The 22376-nt window shown below is 50.9% G+C and carries 19 protein-coding genes; 15 read left to right on the plus strand and 4 right to left on the minus strand.

All coding sequences use genetic code 11. From position 1 onward, the window contains the following. The first annotated feature begins 395 nt into the window (after window positions 1–395). The 9 genes from PMPD1_RS19990 to PMPD1_RS20030 all read left to right on the plus strand — a co-directional run bounded on the left by PMPD1_RS19990 (window position 396) and on the right by PMPD1_RS20030 (window position 12998). Entirely contained in the window at window positions 396–2072 is a 1677-nt protein-coding gene (locus PMPD1_RS19990; protein WP_173635692.1) for an S-type pyocin domain-containing protein, read from the plus strand. Continuing rightward, entirely contained in the window at window positions 2069–2536 is a 468-nt protein-coding gene (locus PMPD1_RS19995; RefSeq protein ID WP_173635693.1) for a DUF6392 family protein, read from the plus strand. Before PMPD1_RS19990 ends, PMPD1_RS19995 begins: the two co-directional genes overlap by 4 nt. Window positions 2537–3110: 574 nt before the next feature. Beyond that, window positions 3111–3695 carry a common pilus major fimbrillin subunit EcpA gene (gene ecpA / locus PMPD1_RS20000; protein ID WP_173635694.1) on the plus strand — a complete coding sequence of 195 codons (585 nt, stop codon included), beginning with the start codon at window positions 3111–3113 and terminating at the stop codon, window positions 3693–3695. A gap of 61 nt (window positions 3696–3756) precedes the next feature. After that, window positions 3757–4425, plus strand: coding sequence for an EcpB family pilus assembly chaperone (locus PMPD1_RS20005; RefSeq protein ID WP_173635695.1), 669 nt, complete (start codon window positions 3757–3759; stop codon window positions 4423–4425). 25 nt (window positions 4426–4450) lie between these two features. Further along, window positions 4451–6976: a TcfC E-set like domain-containing protein gene (locus PMPD1_RS20010; RefSeq protein WP_173635696.1), complete on the plus strand. Its 2526-nt coding sequence runs from the start codon at window positions 4451–4453 to the stop codon at window positions 6974–6976. Continuing rightward, a complete protein-coding gene (gene ecpD / locus PMPD1_RS20015; RefSeq protein WP_435529701.1) occupies window positions 6936–8609 on the plus strand; it encodes a fimbrial adhesin EcpD in 1674 nt (557 codons plus the stop codon). Before PMPD1_RS20010 ends, ecpD begins: the two co-directional genes overlap by 41 nt. After that, window positions 8578–9294 carry a fimbrial biogenesis chaperone gene (locus PMPD1_RS20020; protein WP_173635698.1) on the plus strand — a complete coding sequence of 239 codons (717 nt, stop codon included), beginning with the start codon at window positions 8578–8580 and terminating at the stop codon, window positions 9292–9294. Before ecpD ends, PMPD1_RS20020 begins: the two co-directional genes overlap by 32 nt. A gap of 200 nt (window positions 9295–9494) precedes the next feature. Then, window positions 9495–10343, plus strand: a complete 849-nt coding sequence (yghU, locus tag PMPD1_RS20025; protein WP_173635699.1) for a glutathione-dependent disulfide-bond oxidoreductase — start codon at window positions 9495–9497, stop codon at window positions 10341–10343. Between the two features lie 264 nt (window positions 10344–10607). Beyond that, on the plus strand, window positions 10608–12998 hold the full coding sequence (locus PMPD1_RS20030) for a glucose/quinate/shikimate family membrane-bound PQQ-dependent dehydrogenase (protein ID WP_354292702.1): 2391 nt from the start codon (window positions 10608–10610) through the stop codon (window positions 12996–12998). 86 nt (window positions 12999–13084) lie between these two features. Here PMPD1_RS20030 and PMPD1_RS20035 read toward each other — a convergent pair whose 3' ends face one another. Then, window positions 13085–13975, minus strand: a complete 891-nt coding sequence (locus PMPD1_RS20035) for a LysR substrate-binding domain-containing protein (protein WP_173635700.1) — start codon at window positions 13973–13975, stop codon at window positions 13085–13087. A 96-nt stretch (window positions 13976–14071) separates the two neighbouring features. On the opposite strand from PMPD1_RS20035, the gene PMPD1_RS20040 reads away from it, so the two are divergent. Next, complete coding sequence (locus PMPD1_RS20040; RefSeq protein ID WP_173635701.1) at window positions 14072–14851, plus strand: HalD/BesD family halogenase; 780 nt, start codon at window positions 14072–14074, stop codon at window positions 14849–14851. Here PMPD1_RS20040 and PMPD1_RS20045 read toward each other — a convergent pair. Together PMPD1_RS20045 and PMPD1_RS20050 are read right to left on the minus strand one after the other, a co-directional pair. After that, complete coding sequence (locus PMPD1_RS20045) at window positions 14846–15940, minus strand: DUF2817 domain-containing protein (RefSeq protein WP_173636302.1); 1095 nt, start codon at window positions 15938–15940, stop codon at window positions 14846–14848. The two genes, PMPD1_RS20040 and PMPD1_RS20045, sit on opposite strands and share 6 nt — an antisense overlap. After that, on the minus strand, window positions 15940–16725 hold the full coding sequence (locus PMPD1_RS20050) for an ABC transporter substrate-binding protein (protein ID WP_173635702.1): 786 nt from the start codon (window positions 16723–16725) through the stop codon (window positions 15940–15942). Before PMPD1_RS20050 ends, PMPD1_RS20045 begins: the two co-directional genes overlap by 1 nt. 435 nt (window positions 16726–17160) lie before the next feature. Here PMPD1_RS20050 and PMPD1_RS20055 point away from each other — a divergent pair, with 435 nt between their 5' ends. Together PMPD1_RS20055 and PMPD1_RS20060 are read left to right on the plus strand one after the other, a co-directional pair. Further along, window positions 17161–18027, plus strand: coding sequence for a nucleoside-specific channel-forming protein Tsx (locus PMPD1_RS20055; RefSeq protein ID WP_173635703.1), 867 nt, complete (start codon window positions 17161–17163; stop codon window positions 18025–18027). A gap of 232 nt (window positions 18028–18259) precedes the next feature. Next, a complete protein-coding gene (locus tag PMPD1_RS20060) occupies window positions 18260–19672 on the plus strand; it encodes an MFS transporter (RefSeq protein ID WP_173635704.1) in 1413 nt (470 codons plus the stop codon). Window positions 19673–19715: 43 nt separating this feature from the next. Here PMPD1_RS20060 and PMPD1_RS20065 read toward each other — a convergent pair whose 3' ends face one another. Continuing rightward, window positions 19716–20354: an RpiB/LacA/LacB family sugar-phosphate isomerase gene (locus tag PMPD1_RS20065; protein ID WP_173635705.1), complete on the minus strand. Its 639-nt coding sequence runs from the start codon at window positions 20352–20354 to the stop codon at window positions 19716–19718. Window positions 20355–20517: 163 nt separating this feature from the next. Between PMPD1_RS20065 and PMPD1_RS20070 the strand changes: the two genes are divergently transcribed. From PMPD1_RS20070 to PMPD1_RS20080, 3 genes are all read left to right on the plus strand, one after another. Next, window positions 20518–20841 carry a cupin domain-containing protein gene (locus tag PMPD1_RS20070; RefSeq protein WP_173635706.1) on the plus strand — a complete coding sequence of 108 codons (324 nt, stop codon included), beginning with the start codon at window positions 20518–20520 and terminating at the stop codon, window positions 20839–20841. Between the two features lie 364 nt (window positions 20842–21205). Beyond that, window positions 21206–21907 (plus strand): hypothetical protein, encoded by a 702-nt coding sequence (locus PMPD1_RS20075; RefSeq protein WP_173635707.1) that lies wholly within the window; start codon window positions 21206–21208, stop codon window positions 21905–21907. A gap of 68 nt (window positions 21908–21975) precedes the next feature. Beyond that, entirely contained in the window at window positions 21976–22323 is a 348-nt protein-coding gene (locus tag PMPD1_RS20080; protein WP_354292704.1) for a hypothetical protein, read from the plus strand. Window positions 22324–22376 lie beyond the last annotated feature (53 nt).

Consider the following 22376-nt stretch of genomic DNA (forward strand, 5'->3'; position numbering starts at 1 on the left):
ACCAGCCTTAGGGCTGGTTTTTTGCTTTCCGGGGTTCCGGTAGCTTTCAGGTCGCGATGACCGCTGATGTCGCTGCTTTACTTCTTCCATCCAGCCTAAACATTTCTTCTAAGTGGCAACCCCCCTCTGGTCGCGGTAGCCTTGTCTGTCAGACTTCAAATCCCCAATAGACACTATATTTCACATGAGTACCCGGCTGACGGATTCATTTCTGCAAGGCCACATCCGGTCTTTGTCCGGTCGGAAGCCAAACGCAAACCACCAGCACTAACTCTACCTCCCAGCTATCAACAACAACCCCTATATCAAACCGAACATTTTTCACTCCGATTGATTTAGCTTTAGTCATCTTTTGGGTATTATGCCTACGATATCAATATGATTCATGAGGGATTATGACCAGAGCACTGGTAAGGCTTGGAGACAAAACCACGAGCGGCGGTGAAGTGATTTCAGCTTCCTCGACGATTATTGAAGAACGGAATATTGCCCTGAATGGCGATATGGCATGGTGCCCAAAAGAAACCTGCAACGGGCCATTTCAGATCAATGGCACTGCGTATTACTTCGCTGAAGACAAACCCTGCGTAGCCACAGGCGATCGGGTACTTTGTAACTGCAAAAACAATCAGGTGCTGGGCAGTACGACAATTTGGGTGGAAGATAGTCCGAGCGATCCTTTTAAGGAGCATCGCAAGCGGGCAGCGGAATGGCCCATTAACAAAGTAGCTGCCGCCGCTATAATCGCTATCCCGGTGTTCGCAAAGTCTGTCCTGCGTGGTACTGGTAATACCGATGCCGGGGAGTCAGAAGAGCCACAAAGCAACATCGGCGAAATGAGTTTCTATCAGTCACAACCCACTCAGCCAGACCCTGAGCCAGAACAACACGCACAGGCCGCAAAGAAGAAAAATGCACCGCCACCAGAGCCACCGAAGAAATCACTCTTCGATAAAGTCACAGGCTTTTTCTTTGGTGAAGCTGAAGCGATGCCCCTCCCCCCGCCGCCAGTCATTAGTGGGACCGCCGAAGCCGGGATGGCTGCCTCTGCCGGAGGAGCAACAGCTAAAGCCAGTCAGGACGCCGCTACAGCATTAACCCACTCCATGAAACGCCTCTCCGGCCCCGAAGTCTGGAACGGACGGCTGGCGATGAATCTGCCGTTCGTGGTCATGGGTGCCATCATTCAGTCGAATCTCAAAGGCGAGCAGAGCGACCTGCTGACGCCTCAGAACCTGCTGGAAGTGGCTCACAGCAAGGGTACCGTCCCTACCCGCGTCCGTTATAACTGGATCACTGACGACGATAGCGGGAGGCTGAAAGCGGTTGGCTATCACACAACTGCCGCCAGTGGTCGTGATCAGGTGCGAGTCAGAATGCTGGAGAGGCAGACCGATGGCAGCTATGAATTCTGGGGCGACGAGCGAAGTGATAAATCATTAATCACATGGACACCAGCGAACACGCCGGGGTCACAGAACGGCTGGAATACAGGGAATAACAACCCACAGGCAGGAACCGTCACGATACCGGGGCTTGAGCACCCGGATATTCAGAATGTGACCATCACCACCACGCCACTGCCAGAGGAAAAGGACTTCCGAGATTACATTCTGGTGTTTCCGGGCAACGTCCATCCGCCAATTTACATCTATCTCAGCAAGCCTCCAGTAGAACTGCTGGAAGTTGAGCTTTATATCGACTTCAATGGCCGCTCGCGGCAGGGCGAATACGAAGCTGACCACATGCCATCCGCAGCAGCCGTTAGATTGTATTATCAGCGGCTTTACCCCGATGCTGACGAAAAGGAATTAGAAATGTTAGCGAAAGAAGTTGCTGCAATAGTGATTCCAAAGGGTGTGCATAGGAAAATAAGTGAAACCTATGGGGGCCGTAACAGGGAGCCGGGAAGAGTGGAGCGTGATTCCCGAGACCTTCGAGCGGCTGCTGATCGAAACTTTGACGTGATAAAGCCCGCCTTGAAAGAATCTGGTATCACCGAGGAAAAACTGGAAGCAGCAAGGGCCAAAATACACGAGTTGAATGAGAGCGTGGAGCTATATAAAAAATGACAGTCAATGTAGAAAGTCTGATCCGTAACCTCGGGAAAACTTACGAGCAACTCTTTGATGCTGGGTTGATTCCATACAAATCTAAGCCTACAGGCTTCTCTGGTTCTGATGTTGTTACTCTTGATATGGCAAAAGAGGGTGTCTTTTTAGCCTTCCATCGCGACTCCAACACATTGAAAGAAATCACATTAACATTGCTGGACCAAGAAAAGAAGAATTGGGTGTTCCCGAATACGCTACCGACGCCACTGGAGCCTGTGATGGCTCGTCCTTGGGTTCATAATCAGCTAGGTGAACCAGATAAAGCTCTTCCTCCTAGAAAAAGGGGAAGGCGTGAGATTGGCTGGACAGAAAGATTTACGTTACTCGACTTTCATATTCCGCTCACTTTACAGGTTGACTATGAGCTGAACGATTACGCTAGAAAGATAACCTTTCTCCCAACATCAGAACTCCGCTGGTAATTGTCATAGTGGCACCTTTCGGGGTGCCATTTCCAGTGACCCTGCTTTTTCCATCCAGCATGAGCATTTCCTCTAAGTGGCTACCAACCCCTATGGTCGCTGTAGCCTTGTCTGTCAGGTTTCAAAGTACCAATAAACACTATTCCCATCATGTGTAATGAAAAGCCTTTCCACGCGGAGGCCTCACTCATTAAATAATCTATTGCATCATCGGTTCATCTACCGTTACTCAGTCGAGTTTAACCCGCCTCGCCATAATAAACATTAATAAATAATATGAAGTTCACATTAGCTTCACTTTTAATTTTCAACGAGATTTATATTAGTTTTACAGTAAAAACCAATCCATTAATTTATATACTTTGACATTAATTTAACAAAAGAATGAGATTAAGATCGAATATTTACTTAAGATAAATACCGGCAATCTGAACAGATGGTTGGGTGCTTGTCGTTGGTTACAAAAGGCTTACCGTATCCTTGCAAAAGGATAACCATAGTTGCTCAGATAATAATGCCTTTGATATATAGAGTAAGAAGGTTAGGAATTAAATAAAATAAGGATGATTTGACCATGGAATTAAAAATAGCAGCCATTGCATTATCTACACTTATCGGAATGAGTACCGCTCAGGCCGCTGATGCGACTTCTCAAGCAATCGCTACTTGGTCTGCAGTTGCCAAAAAAGATACTACCAGTAAATTGGTCGTCACTCCGTTGGGCAGCCTCACTTTCCAATATGCTGAAGGAATTAAAGGGTTTAACTCACAGAAAGGCCTGTTTGATGTCACTATCGCCGGTGATACGACGGCCACCGCATTTAAGTTGACCTCTCGGCTGGTTGCAAACACCCTGACTCAGTTGGACACTTCCGGCTCAACGCTCGAGGTTGGGGTTAAATACAACGGCGCTCCAATAGAAAAGACTACCGATACCATCATGGTCAACACCGCTTCAGGCATCTTAGGTGGTAATCTCAGCGCACTGTCAGCAGGCTATAAAACGGCGGACCGTACATACGCACAGGACGCCTTCACCTTCTTTATTACTGGCGGGACTGCTGATGGTACGACAGCGATAACGGACTTCAGCAAGTTGCCGGATGGCGTTTGGAGCGGCGATGTCAGCGTACGCTTCGATGCGACCTGGACCCTCTGATTTTCCCTAAGCGCTTGGCAGGGGGAGATTCCTCCTGCTTCCTTTCATGGACCGAACTCTTATGAAAAAACGCATTCTGGCGATTGGCCTGTTGCTCAGCGGAATAACGCCAGCCCTGGCGCTGGATGTCGGTGATATCTCTTCATTTATGTACAGCAATAACACAGTCCTTAGTAAAGAGATTAAAAATACCACCGACAGTGGTCGCTTAATTAATATTCGCATGGAGCGTATTTCTTCACCGCTTGACGACGGCAAAGTCATTCCGATGGATAAACGGGATGAAATCTTATTGACCCCCGCGAGCCTACTGTTACCGGCAAAATCCAGCGATGTCATTCGTTTTTTTTATAAAGGGCCGGAGGACGATAAAGAGCGCTATTACCGTATTGTTTGGTTTGATCAAGCATTGAGCGACCTTCAGCGCGATAGTTCGATCCGTAGCGCGGTAGCAACAGCTTCAGCTCATATCGGTACGATTCTGGTCGTCGCCCCGAGAAAGGTGAATTATCGCTATCGGTATGCCAGCGGCACACTCATTAATACAGGTAACGCTACATTGCGCATCCTGGCCTATGGTCCATGTCTAAAACCAGCAGAGGGCAAAGAATGCAAAGAAAACTACTTCCTTATGCCAGGAAAAGAACGCCGCTTTACACAGGTTAACACTGCTGCAAAAACAGGACGTATTGCGCTTTGGCAGGGCGCGCAATTTGTTCCCGTCAAATAGGCATTTGCACTAATGGATTAAGTCTATGTCTGCACGACGAATTACTTCAGGACTGAAAACGTTCCTTGCCTCCGGCATGGTCTCTTTATCTGTTTCACTTAGCGTTACTGCCGCATCTGATAAAGTACAGCAAATTGGTGGCGTTATTATCCCTCAAGCCTTTAGCAAAGCCCTGCATGATGGGATGAGCATTCCTGTATTTATCCACCTCGAGAACAGTACCGACACGCAGAATGATCAGCGGATCGGCAACGCCTTCATCTGGCTGGATGATGGCATCCTGCGCGTACGGCGACTTCAGTTGGAAGAAAATAGCAACAACGCTACCGTGAGCGAGCCGCTCCGCAAACAGATAACCTCGCTGGCGAATGAATCCTTCAGTAAAGACCTTAAAATTACGTTGACCAACCACGCGCAATTGCAACTTAGCCTGCGTCAGTTACTGCTGCAACTGGTAGTAAAGCGGGAAGCGTTAGGCACAGTGTTGCGTTCGCGCAGCGAGGATATTGGTCACTCCAGCGTTGATGGTATTAGCAGTAGCCTGAATTATAACCTGGGTGTTTATAACAACCAGATGCGCAACGGCGGCAGTAACACCTCCAGCTATATCTCACTGAATAATGTCATCGCGCTACGCGAGCATCACGTGGTGCTGGATGGCTCGCTGTACGGCATGGGTTCCGGCAGCCAAGACAATGAGATGTATAAGGCGATGTACGAGCGTGATTTTGCCGGATATCGCTTTGCTGCCGGGATGTTAGACACCTGGAATCTACAGTCGCTTGGCCCGATGACCGCTGTTTCAGCCGGGAAAATCTACGGTGCCTCTTGGGGAAATCAGGCCAATTCAACCGTGTTCGATAACACGCAGTCGGCCACCCCCATCATCGCCTTTTTACCTGCCGCCGGAGAGGTTCACCTGACTCGCGACGGGCGCTTAATGAGCGTACAGAATTTCGCGATGGGCAATCACGAAGTGGACACCCGTGGTTTGCCCTATGGGATTTACGATATTGAGGTTGAAGTGATCGTCAATGGACGGACGGTCGGCAAACAAACGCAGCGGGTGAATAAACTCTTCAGCCAAGGACGAGGAGTCGGTGCGCCGCTTGCCTGGCAGTTTTGGGCTGGCAGTTTCCATATGGACCGCTGGACCGAGAGTGGCAAAAAGACGTTACCAGCTAAAGATAGCTGGGTAGCCGGCGCTTCGGCTTCCGGTTCGGTGAGCGCCATCAACTGGGCGGCGACCGGTTACAGTTACGATAATAACGCGATAGGCGAGACCCGGCTGACACTGCCGTTAGCTAAATACGTCAACGTGAACCTGCAAAACATGTTAGCCAGTGACAGCTCCTGGAGCAGCATTGGCAGTATCAACACCGCACTACCCGGCGGCTTCAGCTCGGTGTGGGTCAACCATGAGAAAACCCATATCAGCAATAAGTTACGACGTAGTAGCGCCGATAATCGGGCCATCGGCGGTACGCTGAACTTGAATTCGCTGTGGTCGAAACTGGGAACCTTCAATATTAGCTATAACATCGATCGTCGCTATAACAGTCACTACTACACCGCAGATTACTACCAGACGCTTTACGCTTGGGCAGGAGGTTCGTTGGGAATGCGGACCGGCATTCAGCGTTTCAATAACGGCGACAGCAGGGCGAATACCGGTAAATACATCGCGTTCGACTTTTCTCTGCCACTCGGCAACTGGTTTAGTACCGGGATGACGCACCAGAACGGTTACACCATGGCTAACCTGGCGGCGCGTAAACAGTTTAATGAAGGTAGTATCCGTACCCTCGGCGCAAATATTTCGCGCGCGATTTCCGGCGATACCCGCGGAGACAAAACACTCAGCGGCGGCGCCTACGCCCGATTTGATAGCCGCTACTCCTCCGGCACGCTGAACATGAATAGTGGGGCCGATGGCTACGTAAATACTAACTTGACCGCCAACGGTAGCATCGGCTGGCAGGGGAAAAATATCGCCGCCAGCGGACGGACCGACGGTAACGCCGGGGTGATTTTCAAAACCGGGCTTGAGGGTGACAGTAAGCTGAGCGCCAAGGTAAATGGCCGGGTCTTCCCGCTCTCCGGCAAGCGCAGCTATTTACCTTTGTCGCCGTACAGTCGTTATGAAATCGAACTGCAAAACAGCAAAGACTCGCTCGACAGCTACAACATTGTTACCGGACGCAAGAGCCAACTCACCCTCTATCCAGGCAATGTCGCGGTGATTGAGCCGGAAGTCACCCAGTTGGTTACTGTTTCTGGTCGTCTCTATGCCGAAGATGGCACCACGCTAGCCAATGCCGTGATTAATAACCACATTGGACGCACGCGTACCGATGATAACGGCGAGTTTGTCATGGATATTGATAAAAAATACCCAACCATCAATTTCAGTCACGGTAAAAACCAGCGCTGCGAAGCGGTGCTAGAACTCGGCCCGGCGCACGGTGCGATATGGATGGGCGATGTGATCTGCCGTGGTCTTGCCTCCTATGCCAGCATACAACCGACAGGGGAAGAGAGTGAAAGCTAAATGGCTAGTCCGCTTTGCAATATTGGCTGCGGTGTTGTGTGCGTTGCGTGTCAGTGCGGAGGTAAACAAAACCATTCGACCGGATGCGCCAGACAGGCCATTCGTGTTTGTTGAAAATAACGCGGATAATAATTTCTTCGTTACCCCAGGCGGTGCACTGGATCCACGGATTACCGGGGCAAATCGCTGGACCGGGCTGAAATATAACGGTTCAGGCACTATCTATCAGCAGAGCCTGGGCTATATCGACAATGGTTATAACACCCCGTTGCGCGCCAATTGGCAGTTCGATATGTGGCTGGAAAACTCACCTGCATCCTATCCGTTACTCGGTTTGCGCTGTATCAACTGGTATTCAGGTTGCGACATGACAACCAGTCTAATACAGCCACAAATCATCGATGCCAATGGTTTTTATGGCGCGACGGTAACCAGCGGCGGGCAAAAATGGATGCACGGTATGATGTCCGATTCGTTCTACCAATATTTGCAATCCATGCCGGTGGGCGGCAGTTTTTCTATGGTCATTAACACCTGCATGACCTCCATCAGCTATGACGCCAGCAGCGGCGAGCGCTGTAAAGATCAGAACTCAGGAAACTGGTACGTGCGTAATGTTACCCATACTAAAGCCGCTCACCTGAGGTTAATGAATACCAACGCGCTGGCAGAAGTGTTTATTAACACCGACGGCGTGCCAACCATGGGCGAAGGAAGTGCCGACTGCCAGACGCAAACTATTGGGAGCCGTACCGGCCTGGCGTGTAAAATGGTCAACTACAACCTGCAAACAGATGGTCTGGACGCTTCCTCCATCCATATCTTTCCGTCGCTCAACCACGCCTCGCTATCCTCGGCGATTGGTTCCTATGATATGCAGTTTAGTCTCGATGGAAATTCGTGGAAACGCGTCAGTGGCACCACTTACTATTACTCGTTTAATGATATGAAGGCGGCAAATTCCATTTATATTTTCCTCTCCAGTAACTTCTTTAAACAGATGGTGGCATTAGGGATCAGCGACATTAATACTAAGGACCTGTTTAACTTCCGCTTTAATAATACCAAGTCACCAGAGTCGGGTTGGTATGAGTTTTCTAGCTCTAATACGCTGATTATTAAACCACGAGATTTCAGCGTCAGCATTATCTCCGATGAGTACACCACCGTTCCAACTCATGAAGGCCATGTTGGCAATGACCAACCATCGCTGGATTTTGGCTATGTCGTCACCACCAGCGGCAAAACCGCCGCTGATGAAGTGCTGATTAAAGTGACGGGGCCGGCGCAGACCATTGGAGGACGTTCATATTGTATTTTTAGCTCGCCGGACGGAGCGTCCAGAGTACCGTTCCCGGCCACCCTGGCGTTTACCGCCCAAGATGGGGCGATCAAAACCTACGACGCGGGGTGTGACGATAATTGGCACGATATTACTAACGCATTATGGCTGCATACGCCATGGGACAATATTTCCGGTGAGACCGGAGTGATGAACAAAACGACAGTAAAGTTTTCAATTGCCATGGATAACGCTATATCGCTGCAAACGGTAGAACAAACCGGCTGGTTTGGCGAAGTGAGTACATCAGGAGAGATTCATGTCCGTGCGACGTGGCGTAACATCAATTAATTTATTGAGAGCGATCCTTTGCCTGCTGGCACTGTGGTTACCGTCGGCGACACAGGCCATTGCGGTGGGCAACTTAACGTTTTCACTGGCGGCGGAAGATAATTTCGCGGCTAAGCGCGTGGTTAACAATAATAAAAGCGCCCGTCTGTATCAGGTTTCGATCGTGGCTATTGACCGTCCCGGCGGCAAAGAGGCGCGCTTTCGCCCGGCGGACGGCGAACTGCTGTTTACGCCACGTCAGCTAACGTTGCAGGGAGGAGAGAGCGAGTATTTCAAATTTTACTACCACGGCCCCAAAGATACGCGTGAGCGCTATTACCGGGTTTCATTCCGTGAAATTTCGCCCCGCAATTACGTGATGCGCCATGCCAGAGGTACGGAGGTCAGTATGGATCCGGTGGTGGTAATCGAAACGATTTTAGTGGTGCGTCCACGGCAGGTGCACTTTAAGTGGGCATTTGACCGTGCGGCTGGCGTGGTTAGCAATACAGGTAACACTTGGTTTAAGTTGCTCATCAAACCAGGGTGTGGTGCGGCAGAACACGAGGGTGATGCCTGGTATTTACGACCTGGCGACGTTGTCCGTCACGCGGCGCTGCGCAAACCAGGTAATCATTATATTGTTTATAATGATAGATTTATTAAAATTTCTGAATCTTGCCATGACGCGACAGCGATCAAATAAGTGACGTTTTTCACCGGCCATGGCAAGCCATCATTTGGTGTTTACTTCAGGCCGTTCAAAACCACTCTGTTCATCATGGAATACTGTCGTCCACCTCCATGGCGCATACGGCTAAGTTTAGCTACCGTGATTTGCTACACTGAAAATCCAAACGCTTCACTTCACGTAAGATATTTTTAACCAAAAGGCGGAAAAATATCATGTCAGAACAGAATTATCAGCCTCCAAAAGTCTGGACCTGGAATCAACAAGACGGTGGAAATTGGTCCAAAATAAACCGGCCGATTGCCGGCCCAACCCATGACGTTACCCTCCCGATCGGCAAACATCCTCTTCAGCTTTACTCTCTGGGAACACCAAACGGCCAAAAAGTAACAATTTTGCTGGAGGAGCTGTTGGCGCTGGGCGAAAGTGGCGCGGAATATGACGCGCATTTAATCCGCATCAACGAGGGGGACCAATTCTCCAGCGGGTTCGTTGACGTGAACCCGAACTCGAAAATCCCCGCGCTGCTGGATCGTTCCGTGACCCCGGCAGTTCGGGTGTTTGAATCCGGCGCAATCTTGCTCTATCTGGCGGATAAGTTCGGTCATTTTCTGCCAAAAGATCTTGCCGCGCGCACGGAAGCCCTAAACTGGTTGTTTTGGCTGCAAGGCTCAGCACCGTATCTTGGGGGCGGTTTCGGTCATTTCTATGCTTACGCGCCGGTCAAAATTGAATACGCGATTAATCGCTTTGCCATGGAAGCCAAGCGCCAGCTTGACGTACTGGATCGCCAGTTGGCTCAGCACCGCTTTATTGCTGGCGAAGAGTACACCATCGCTGATATTGCTATCTGGCCGTGGTACGGCAACCTGAAAAAAGGCGGCCTGTATGATGCAGCGGAGTTTTTAGATGTTGAGTCGTATAAAAACTTTACGCGCTGGGCGCAAGAAATCAGCGAACGTCCGGCAGTGAAACGTGGACGCATTGTTAATCGTACCTGGGGCGAACCCGGTGAACAGTTACCGGAACGTCACGACGCTTCAGATTTCGATAAACTTGCATAACCCGCCTCCTTTATGAGAACGCCCGACGGTAACCTGTCGGGCTTTTTTGATTTTTACACTGCGCTAACCACGATCGATAAAATTTTCTGCCAGAAAAAATCACAACGTTTCACGATTCTTCATATAAAATTTAACGCAAAAGGAACAGTAGACTCAAAGGAAGAGCACTCCCGGGAACACCATACATCATTCGTACTTTATGTCTGACCAATGGCCTATAGGGCTGTTTACCTAGTTTATGGCAACAAAATAGAGGACAACATTATGGGGAAAGACTCCTCAGCCTTGCGCGTTATACGGTTTCTAACCGTCTTGTTCGCAGTGTTATGCGGCGCGTATCTTCTGATTGGCGGTGCCTGGCTCACCGCTGTTGGCGGCAGTTGGTATTATGTAATCAGCGGTATTGTGATGCTGATTACCGCCTTTTTAATTTGGCGGCGCAGTACCGTTGCGCTGATTATTTATGCGCTGTTACTGCTGGCAACCATGGCATGGGCGGTTTGGGAAGTCGGTTTTGACTTCTGGGCGCTGGCGCCCCGCTCCGACGTGTGGGTTATTTTTGGCATTTGGCTTCTGCTCCCCTTCGTTTATCGTGGTTTCAACGCGACCAGTAAAGGTGCGGCCTCACTGCTGGGGTTGAGCATCATTATTAGCGCTGCGGTACTGGCTTATGCCGTGTTTAACGATCCGCAGGAAATTAACGGAACCTTGCCAACGGCACAGCAACCCGCGCCAGCCGGTGCTTCCGCCATTCCTGACGCCGATTGGCCAGCCTATGGTCGCGATCAGGCCGGAACACGTTATTCTCCGCTGAAGCAAATCACCGATCAGAACGTGAAAAACCTTCAGGTCGCGTGGAGTTTCCAAACCGGTGACCTGAAAACCGCTAACGATCCGGGCGAAATTACCAATGAAGTGACGCCGATTAAAGTTCGCGACACGCTGTATCTCTGTACACCGCACCAAATCCTGTTCGCGCTGGATGCCGTCACCGGTAAACAGAAATGGAAGTTCGATCCGGGTCTAAAACCGAACCCGACTTTCCAGCATGTGACCTGTCGCGGTGTCTCTTATCATGAAGACCCGGCGGCGGTAAGCGCGGCTCAAGGTAACGCATCACCGGCCTTGTGCGCACGCCGCATTCTTCTGCCGGTAAACGATGGCCGTCTGTTCGCGCTGGATGCTGACAGTGGTAAGCGTTGCCCGGATTTCGCCAATAACGGTGAGCTGGATCTTCAGCATAAGCAACCGGTTACCACGCCGGGCGCCTACGAACCAACTTCTCCGCCCATCGTGACCAATAATGTGATCGTGATTGCCGGGGCGGTTACCGATAACTACTCAACCCGTGAGCCTTCTGGCGTGATCCGCGGATTTGACGTCAACAGCGGCAAACTGCTGTGGGCCTTCGATCCGGGCGCTAAAGATCCGAATGCGATTCCGGAAGATGAACATCACTACACGCTGAACTCGCCAAACTCTTGGGCGCCGGCGGCGTATGATGCGAAGCTGGATTTGGTTTACCTCCCAATGGGCGTTACCACGCCGGATATTTGGGGCGGCCACCGCACGCCGGAACAAGAGCGTTATGCTAGCGGCTTGCTGGCGCTGAATGCCTCAACCGGTAAACTGGCTTGGTTCTATCAGACTGTGCATCACGATCTGTGGGATATGGACCTACCGGCACAGCCGACGCTAGCGGATATTACCGATAAAGACGGTAACACCGTTCCGGTCGTGTACGCGCCGGCGAAAACCGGTAACATTTTCGTGCTGGATCGTCGTACCGGTAAAACGGTAGTGCCTGCGCCGGAAACGCCGGTTCCGCAAGGCCCGGCGAAAGGTGACCGCCTGTCGCCCACCCAGCCCTATTCCGAGCTGACGTTCCGTCCGAAGAATAACCTGAGCGGTAAAGATATGTGGGGCGCCACCATGTTTGACCAACTGGTGTGTCGCGTCATTTTCCACAAACTGCGCTACGAAGGGCCCTTCACCCCGCCATCTGAGCAGGGGACGCTGGTGTTCCCTGGCAACCTCGGTATGTTCGAATGGGGCGGTATTGCGGTGGATACCCATCGTCAGATCGCCATCGCCAACCCAATGGCGCTGCCGTTTGTCTCTAAACTGATCCCACGCGGTCCGGGCAACCCGATCGAGCCACCGGCAGACGGTTCAGGCGGTTCTGGTACCGAATCTGGCATTCAGCCGCAGTATGGCGTGCCGTATGGCGTTGAACTGAACCCGTTCCTGTCGCCGTTTGGTCTGCCGTGTAAACAGCCGGCCTGGGGTTATGTCTCGGCGGTCGATCTGAAAACCAATCAGATCGTCTGGAAAAAACGCATTGGTACGGTTCGCGATAGCTCGCCAATCCCGTTACCGTTCAAAATGGGTATGCCGATGTTGGGCGGCCCGGTAACTACCGCGGGTAACGTGTTCTTTATTGGCGCAACCGCCGATAACTACCTGCGTGCCTTCAGCACCAATACCGGTGAGAAGCTGTGGGAAGCGCGTCTGCCAGCGGGTGGTCAGGCAACGCCAATGACCTATGAGGTCAATGGTAAACAGTACGTGGTTATCGCCGCAGGCGGCCATGGTTCGTTCGGTACTAAGCTTGGTGATTACATCATTGCTTACGCACTGCCGGACCAGAAGTAACCGTTAATTAACCGGGGTGTCGCCTCGGTCAATGATCCCCCTTCGGTGCTACTGCACGGAGGGGTTCTTTTATTGCCCTCGCGCGGCTATTGCGCCAACGCCTGCAACCAAGCCAACATTTCACGACCGGCCGGCTTGTTCAGCGTTCGCTTAGGCCAAACAACAAAATAGGGCTTGCTCAGCGGCAAGACCTGCTCATCGATCGCCACTAACCTGCCTTCCGCCAGTTCACGCTGAATTAACCTCCGCTGCCCCAGCAGCATGCCGCATCCCTGTAGCGCAGCATCAATCGCTAGCGAAGTGAGATTGAATGTCAAACCCTTCAATGCCAGCGGTGCCGTTTCCCCTTTCATTTGAAACCACTCCTGCCAGCCAGGTAGAAAACGCCCGTCATTTCCCCAATCAAGATGAATCAGCGGATAATCCGCCGGGTCGGTTGACTCGCCCAAAAGAGACGGGCTACAAACCGCCAGGACTTCATCATGAAATAGCGGCATTCTCTCAAGCTGCGGGTAGTGATGGTCGCCAAAACACAACGCAAAATCAGCGGGCGTTGAAGAAAAATCCACCCGCGCATGGGTCGCGTGCAGGGTAAGGTCACAATCGGGATGCTGCCGCTGCCACGCGCCGATGGCGGGCGTAAGCCATTTGGTCGCCAGCGCTGGTAACGAATACAGCGTGAGTTGGGGCCGGGTCGACTGAGGCTGTAAATTTTGTTGCGCGCGTTGTAACAAGCCAAATGCCTCTCGCACATACCGCAGATAAGCTTTCCCTTCCTCGGTAAGCCGGACGCCGGTTTGCGTACGCAGGAACAGCACCGTTCCCAGTTGCTCCTCAAGCTGGCGGATCTGCTGGCTGACCGCCGCAGGCGTCAAGGCAAGCTGCGTCGCCGCCTTTGCCAGGCTCCCGGCTTCCGCAGCAATACTGAATGCCGCAATGGCATTTAAGCGGGGTAATTTCGTCTGCCTGAGCGACATTAACGCCTCCTGTCGACCGCATTAAATTTTTATTGCTACAGCCTGCCCTCATCGCGCCTGTACAGTAAAGCCATCTTCCTGTTACGCGAGAACATCATGGACACGCTAAGCCCGATTATTCAGCTTGCCCTACACCGTTTAGACGATGCCGACTACCTTGCCGATTGCAAACGGCAGCTTGATGCGCATGGCGCGTTGGTGCTACGCAACTTTCTTACGCCCGCGGCGCTACAATGTATTAAGCACGAGGGAGAAGCAAACCGCCATCGTGCCTTTTACGCCGCCAGCCGCCATAACGTGTATTTGCAACCGCCGGATGAGACCTTGCCGCCCCTACATGCGCGTAACCGTCAGGTGCTCTCTTCGAAGGGCTGTATTACCGACGAGGAGGTACCGTCGGATTCGCCATTACGTCAGCTTTATAACGCTCCTCTGTTCACGCGTTTTCTCTGCACGGTACTGGACGAACAGCATCTCTACCCCTACGCCGATACACTGTCATCGATCAACCTCCATTACGCGCACACCGGTCAAGAGCTTGGCTGGCACTTTGACAACTCCTCTTTCGCCATTACGCTGCTGGTGCAAAAACCGCAGGCAGGCGGCGTATTTGAGTATGTGAGTAACCTACGCGATGCCGACGCGGGCGAAATGAATTTTGATGGCGTACGGGCGGTGTTGGATGGCGAGCGCGCGGTGGAAAAACTGGCGATCGAAGCGGGCGATCTGGTGTTATTTCGCGGGCGCAATGCGCTCCATCGCGTGACACCCACCGAAGGCGAGACGACGCGAATGCTGGTGGTGCTGGCGTATAATGCGCAGCCGAACATCGCCCTGTCGGAAACCGCACGCATGACCTTTTACGGGCGCCTATAGCGCCCTCTGACATAACGCCTGCAATGCGCGAGTAAAAATCTGCCCGGTACGTAAGGCCACCAGCGCCCGCCAGTCAGGATCGGCCGGATAAAAGCTTTCATACAACGCCTGTTTGATCCGTTGCCCTTGTGGTGAATCCGGCTGACCGTACAAATGTAGCCAGTGATCATCACGCACCCGTTGGTGCACGATTTCGCCCGCGTACGTCCCGCACTCAATCACCAGCTGCAGCAGCCGGGCACCAGGTAAATTATCCAACATAAACTGCGATAAGTAGCCGGTCGCCGTAGCGGTAACGCCCGTTTCGCTGTCGCGGTTCGCCCCGGTAATCAACACCGTCAGCCACGCGCCGAATAACGCCTGCGCATCCTCCAGCGCCGGATACGCCCGCTCGGCAATCGCCATCAGCATCGGGTGGCCATAGGCACCCGCTCCGGTATGCAAATCAAACGCAATGATATTGCTGGCGTGGCATAAATGGCGTTGCACAATTTGTTGTAAGGTCTGGTGCGACCAACTGGCCTTCTGCCCGCCATAAAAAATACCGTCAGCAAATTGATACTGCCCAGCCTCAACCACGCGCTTTACCGCAACCCATCCCTGTTCTGCACAGTGTTGGCGGAGCAGAGCATCGGCACGCTGGCGTTGCGGCCCATCGATATCGCGGCAGGTGTAGATTTCATGCAAAGCCGGATAGGCGAGATTAACCGGCGGCGACCGGCTGAAATCAATAAAGTTACGGTTAAGGTCGGCATTATCCTCATTCACCCGCCGCACGTGCGCAGCCCCCCACGGATTGATTAAATGGATTAACACCACGGCACAATGCGCCGGCAAACTCCCTGCCGGGTACGCTTCCAGCCACGCGATTTGGCTATCGGAACCATAATAGCCTTCAACGCCATGCGTGCCGGATATCACCACCATCAGGTTTGCCGCCGACGGGTTCCCGATAACCGCCACATCCGTTGCCAGCGCCTCGCCTTTTGGCCCGCAGAGCGGGTGCGGCCATGAGGTCAGTTGACCGCCCGCGCGTTCTACCGCCGTAATAAACCGCGCGCGCTGCGTGGCATAATCAGGCAACGCCATCATTGCTGTCCCGTCTGTTGGTAAATGCTGAAACTAAAGTAGTTTTTCGCCAGACGATCAAAAGTACCGTTCTGATGTAGCTCCGCCAGCGCCTGATTAATCCGCTTCAGATTGGTGGTGTCATCTTTACGCAGGCCAATCCCAACGCCTTCGCCAAAGTATTGCTGATCAAATAAGGTCTTGCCGTTGATGGCATATTCCTGCCCCTGCGGTGACTTAAGAAAACCAGTAGCCGCAGATGCCGCACTGGTCAGCGTCGCATCAATCCGCCCCGAAACCAGATCGGGGTAGATCTCATCCTGATTCGGGTAGGAGATGACCTGGACGCCCTGTTTTTCCCACAACGCTTTCGCATAGGTTTCCTGCGTGGTGCCCTGCGCTACGCCAACGGTTTTACCTTTTAGTGAGTTCAGTTCGGGTTTCAGCCCGCTATTTTTCCGCGCCACTAACGCGCTCGGCGTGTTGTACAGCATGTTAGTAAAAGCGACCTGCTGACGCCGCTTGGGCGTCATCGCCATGGCCGACAAAATCGCATCAAACTTACGTGCATGTAGCGCCGGGATAGCCGCGTCAAAACCGATTTGCACCCATTCACATTTCACTTTTGCCTGCTGACAAATCGCATTGCCGATATCAATATCAAAACCCTGTAAAGTGCCATCCGTCGCTTTCGACTCAAACGGCGGAAAAGTGGGGTCAACGCCAAAACGCAACACCTCTTCCGCCAGCGCGGAAACGCTAAAACCGCACAACAATACACTGATGGATAAGACAAACTTTTTCATCGCGGATTCTCCCTGGAAAGGCTTCCAACCATAATGTGAAACAAACAATTTGGATAACAGGATTTATCTATGATGAGAGCCCGCTAGCGTTTTGCCGCCGCGCTTTCATCGCTTACCTCAATAATGTGACACGTAACCGTTTGCGTGCACAATTGGCCGCTCTTTTTCCCTGTACTTAGCTTTTCCTGCCTTTATTGGCGGATAAATTGTGATAAGAATCACAAAACAGTTGAATCAAAATGAAACAAACTTTGACAAATGTGAGCAATATCTATTTTCTATCGGCTGGATAAAGGCACCCTACGCGGGCACTTGAATAGGGGCAGTTCGCTTTTCGGATCGGCAAAAAAATTTACCTTCCCGTTCCGCCGGGAAGAGCTCATTAAAAGACCATCGTCCACAGGATAAAATGGTCATCTGGCATGTGGTTATAAAATGAAAACTAAAGTGTTGATGGCTGGCGCACTGCTGGCAGCGTCATACAGCGTCTCTTCGTTCGCAGAGTCGAACAACTCACAATATCTTTCTGACTGGTGGCATCAGAGCGTGAACGTGGTAGGCAGCTATCACACCCGTTTCGGACCACAGTTGAACAATGACCTTTACCTGGAATATGAGGCGTTTGCCCATAAAGACTGGTTTGATTTCTATGGTTATGTCGATGTACCGAAGTTCTTCGGCACCGGTAACCACAATGATAAAGGCATCTGGGACGACGGCTCCCCGTTGTTTATGGAAATCGAACCGCGTTTCTCAATTGATAAATTAACCGGTACCGACCTGAGCTTCGGTCCGTTTAAAGAGTGGTATTTCGCCAACAACTATATCTACGATATGGGTGATAATGCCGCCGGTCGCCAGAACACCTGGTACATGGGTCTCGGTACCGACATTGATACGCATACCAAAATGGCGCTGTCGCTGAACGTATATGCCAAGTATCAATGGGAAAACTACGGCGCGCCGAACGAAAACAGTTGGGATGGCTATCGCTTCAAGGTGAAGTACTTCCTGCCGTTAACCCAACTGTGGGGCGGTAACCTAAGCTACGTTGGCTTTACCAACTTTGACTGGGGTTCCGACCTGAATGATAAGGCTGGGCCGTCTCGTAGCAGCAACTCTATCGCTTCCAGCCATATTCTCTCGCTGGGCTACGATCACTGGCACTACTCGCTGGTAGCGCGTTATTTCCATAACGGTGGTCAGTGGACCGACGGTACCGAGCTGAATTTCGGCAACGGTCCGTTTGAAGTGAAATCGACCGGCTGGGGCTACTACCTGGTGGTGGGTTACAGCTTCTAAGTCGCTACTGCCCGGTTTACATCGCAAGGCCGCCTCATCGCGGCCTTCTTTTTATCCGTTGTAATTAAAATAAAAACCACGCGCTCAGTAACAGCATTTTTCCCTCTGATTCTTATTTTCCCGGAGCTTTATGCTTAATTTTCTTTAGCGGTTAATAATTTAAAAATTTAACTCCGCTCATCAAACATTAGCATGGAAAGGTTAACATGATGTTACTGAGGAAAATAATAAAATGCATTCCACCTGCCCGATAGAAAATGCTTCCCCCACCTATACACACAATAAAAACAATGGATTAGCCGAACGCATTGATGCACTACCTTCATCGAAAGGGCTATGGCTGTTTATTACACTTTTGGCGTTGGGCGGTTTTTTTGAGCTCTATGATTTATTTGAAACCGGATATATTAGTTCAGGACTGGTGGCGGAAAACCTATTTCATCTGGGAAGTGAAGGTGTATTTGGTATATCCGATCAGGCGGCCTTCGCTTCAGCAACATTTTTAGGATTATTTATTGGCGCCAGCTTATTGGCGCCAAATGCCGATCGCTTCGGCCGCCGTATCACTTTTATGTTCGCGCTGGCTTGGTACGGGGTGTTTTCATTACTGATGGCGTTTCAACATCAGGCGGAGTGGATAATCTTCCTGCGCTTTTTAGTTGGCGTTGGTCTCGGCATTGAGCTGGTAACCATCGATACCTATCTAACCGAATGGGTGCCGTCGCATCTGCGCAGCCGCGCGTTTGCCTTCTCATTCTTCGTCCAATTCCTTTCCGTTCCGGCGGTTGCGCTACTCTCCTGGTGGCTGGTGCCACAAACCATCTTCGGTTTATCTGGCTGGCGCTATGTGGTGATCGCCGGTGCGCTTTGCTCATTAGTGATCTGGCTGATTCGTAAAAACTTACCGGAATCGGCGCGCTGGCTGGCGCAACAAGGGCGCCATCAGGAAGCGCACCAGGTACTACGCCGGATGGAGGTTCGTTGTGGCATTACACCCGGCGCGGATTTTCCTTCGGACGATGCGGCGGCACAACTTCCCAAGCGCGGGACGTTCCGGGAAATTTGGGCGCCGGAATATCGCCAACGCACCATCATGCTGGCGGTGATGAACTTTTTCCAGGCCATCGGCTTTTTTGGTTTTGGTAACTGGTTGCCAGCGCTGCTTTCCGGCAAAGGCGCCACCGTCACTCACAGTTTGTTGTATGCCTTTTTCATCACCCTCGCCTATCCATTGGGTTCACTGTTTTGCAGCCGCTACGCCGACAAGATTGAGAATAAGTGGCAAATTGTTCTTTCTTCGTTGATGACGGTGGTGTTCGGTACGTTATTTGCGTTGCAAAGTAACCCACTGCTGCTGATTGCCTGCGGTTTCCTGATCACCTATTCCAACGCCTGGCTGACTTTCAGCTATCACGCTTATCAAACGGAAGTTTTCCCAACGCATATACGCGCGCGCGCAGTGGGTTTTTGTTACTCGTTCAGTCGCTTATCGACAGTGTTCAGTAGCATTCTTATTGGCTTGATTTTGCAATATGCCGGCACCCAAGGTGTGATTGCCTTTATTGTCATCAGTATGCTGATTGTGATGCTGTCGGTGGGGATTTACGGGCCAAAAACCCGTGGGCTGGATTTAGAGAAGATTTAAACGCAAACGGGGCGAGCACTCTCGCCCCGTCGCCACAGAGCGCTTAGGCAATAAGCTCGCGCACAAATGCTTCGATAGTTTTATCCTGGCCGTGCTCAAACAAACATTGTTGGAAACGCGGGCCGCTCACGGCAGTTTTAACCAGTTCAGGATCGATGGCGCGTAAGGTATCCAGATAGTTATCTTTTACTACCGCCGCTTTAACCTGATTGAGGATGCCGGCATTACGGACCTGCGGTTCTTTACGCTCCGGCGGATAACCCTGGCCTTTCGCGCCGCTAAACGCCTTCTCAAAGATAAAGCGCAGGTTCAGTTCCGCGCCCCAACCAAACCCTTTGGCAAAAGGTAGCGCCAGCGCGTTGCCGTTATTAATTTGCGCAAACAGATACGCATCCGCCGGATCAATACAATAGCCACAGGCGACGCCGGGATGAATGTTCAACGACATTAACGCGCCCTGCCCGGTTCCGCAGCCGGCAACCACGAAATCCACCGCTTTGGCATTCAGCAGAATGCTGGCCATGATCCCAAGGTGAATATAGGTTAGGTGATGGTCCTGCTCATCGCTCATGCCTACGTTGAAAACAGAATGCTCCAGCGCACCGGCCACCTGTTGTAGTTCTTTTAGCACGATGGCATTTTTCGCCGCCTGGCTGTTCTCCATCATCAGAGCAATTTTCATGATATACCTGTCAGTTTTTAATGAAACGTCGTTTCATTTTAGCGAAAAGCGGCTATTGTGCCTCTCTGAATTGTGCAAAATGATGTGAATCGATTCACAAAACGGTGGGTTAACCTGGCATTAGCCTGCGTTGTCCGGACGGTGATAATTAACGGGAGGCACTATGTTTATCTTTAAGCAAACAACCACTCTGCAAGATCTGGGTAATGGCGTCACGCGGCGAATTCTGGCACACGGCGGTGGGATGATGGCGGTAGAGGTTAACTTTGAGAAAGACGCGGTCGGGCCGCTGCACCATCATCCCCACGAGCAGTTAACCTACGTCCTTTCCGGACGGTTTGCCTTCACCATTGATGGCGTAACGAAAGAGGTTGGGCCGGGCGATACCTTATATAAAGCACCGAATGTGGTGCACGGTTGTGTGTGTCTGGAGCCGGGTACGTTGTTGGATACTTTTACGCCGCAGCGGGATGATTTTTTGTCGTAAAGGTTTGGCCCCCTCTCTCTGTTACCGGCGGATAACCCGCCGCCACTTTCTGGCTCCTTTGGAGCCACAAAATCCGCTTGATGGGGAGGCCATGCATTTCTGCCTTCCTGCAACTCGAATGATTTCAGGTAGTTATTTGCTAATTATATTCGAATATATAATTAGCATATTAATAAGCCGATATTGATTATCAAAAATAATCTTACCGCATTCCGTTATAGAAACAGTTAATAAATAATCTCAATGCCTACTAATTTTTTATTAGATATTTTTTAGCATGAGAAATTGAGATAATAAAATAGAGACAACTATTCAAAAATAAATTAATCTACTTTCAATATGGAGTCGCAAGCAAGGAATTGCAATGAGTAAACGCGAAGATATTATTGATCCAATTGCCTATAAGTTTGATAGTGGAATTCGTAATGGGCTGATATACACGGAGAATCTTGGCTGGATAGATTTAGGCCATGCCAGAGGTGATGACATCATTAACACCTTGAATTTGATGAGTGTTGGTGAAGCAAGCGCTTCTTCTTATTATTTAATCCGCTATGAACAAACCATGTCGTATGGGCGTATTTCTACAGGCCGCTACGTTCGCTGGAATATAAAACGCGGACGGTCTTTATCAGAACGCCATAGCATCATGCTGGCAATGCTGATGCAAACCGCGCGCGCATTCGAAAATTGGCAAGATATGTCTTTTTTTAGCTGGTTCACCGATAGTGGCTTCAGTGGCGAGGAGCTTGTTTCCGATCTTTTGGGTTTTTATAAAGCAATCCGTCCGGGTAATTACTGGAATTTTTTAAAACCTGTTAGCCGTGAAGCGGCGCTCAGACGCTGGGACTATTATGGTCCAATCGGTAGCTTTAAAAATAGAGGTTTCAGACCATTACTATTTCCCGATCCATTAAATAAAACTAGTAGGCATGTACCTTATAAAGGGCAACTTCCGCAATTTATGACCACCGTTACCCCCTTTAATGACTTTAACTCTGGTATTGTTCAGGTAATTGATCGTGCCAGTGTGGTCAACAAATTTGGCGGAGTGACTCTGGATTGAAAAGCTTTAAACGCATAACGCTGCTATGCATCGTGGGTTTCATTAGCTTTATGTTGATTGATTGCAGCATGCAGCGTGTCGCTGAGAAACGCTCGGGTTTCCAGAAGAGCAACCTGTGGGCGTACTACTTTTATACTGACGCGGATATTCGCAACGCACCGCGAGTTACGGATGACGTGTATTTTCTGTTTCAGGCACAGGATGGCGGAAAGCCCCAAATCAGCAGTATTGTCTATTCCGGTCATCCCGACCCTGCTTTACTGAGGAAATATCTCCAGACGCTTGGTTACCGCCCCGTCTCTATCGTTGACGGAGAAGAACGCTGGGAAAAACCTGGCGTGGTAACGCCCGCTTTTTATCTGGGACGTGATGAAACCAATAATCACCTTGTCCTGAGTAAAACGGGGTATCGATGAAAAAATCGTACCGGAGGCAGCAGGACAGATGTTGTCCTGCCTAAGGCTTTAAT

Origin of the sequence: Paramixta manurensis (genome assembly GCF_013285385.1) — a bacterium.
GTDB classification, from domain to species: Bacteria; Pseudomonadota; Gammaproteobacteria; order Enterobacterales; family Enterobacteriaceae; genus Paramixta; species Paramixta manurensis.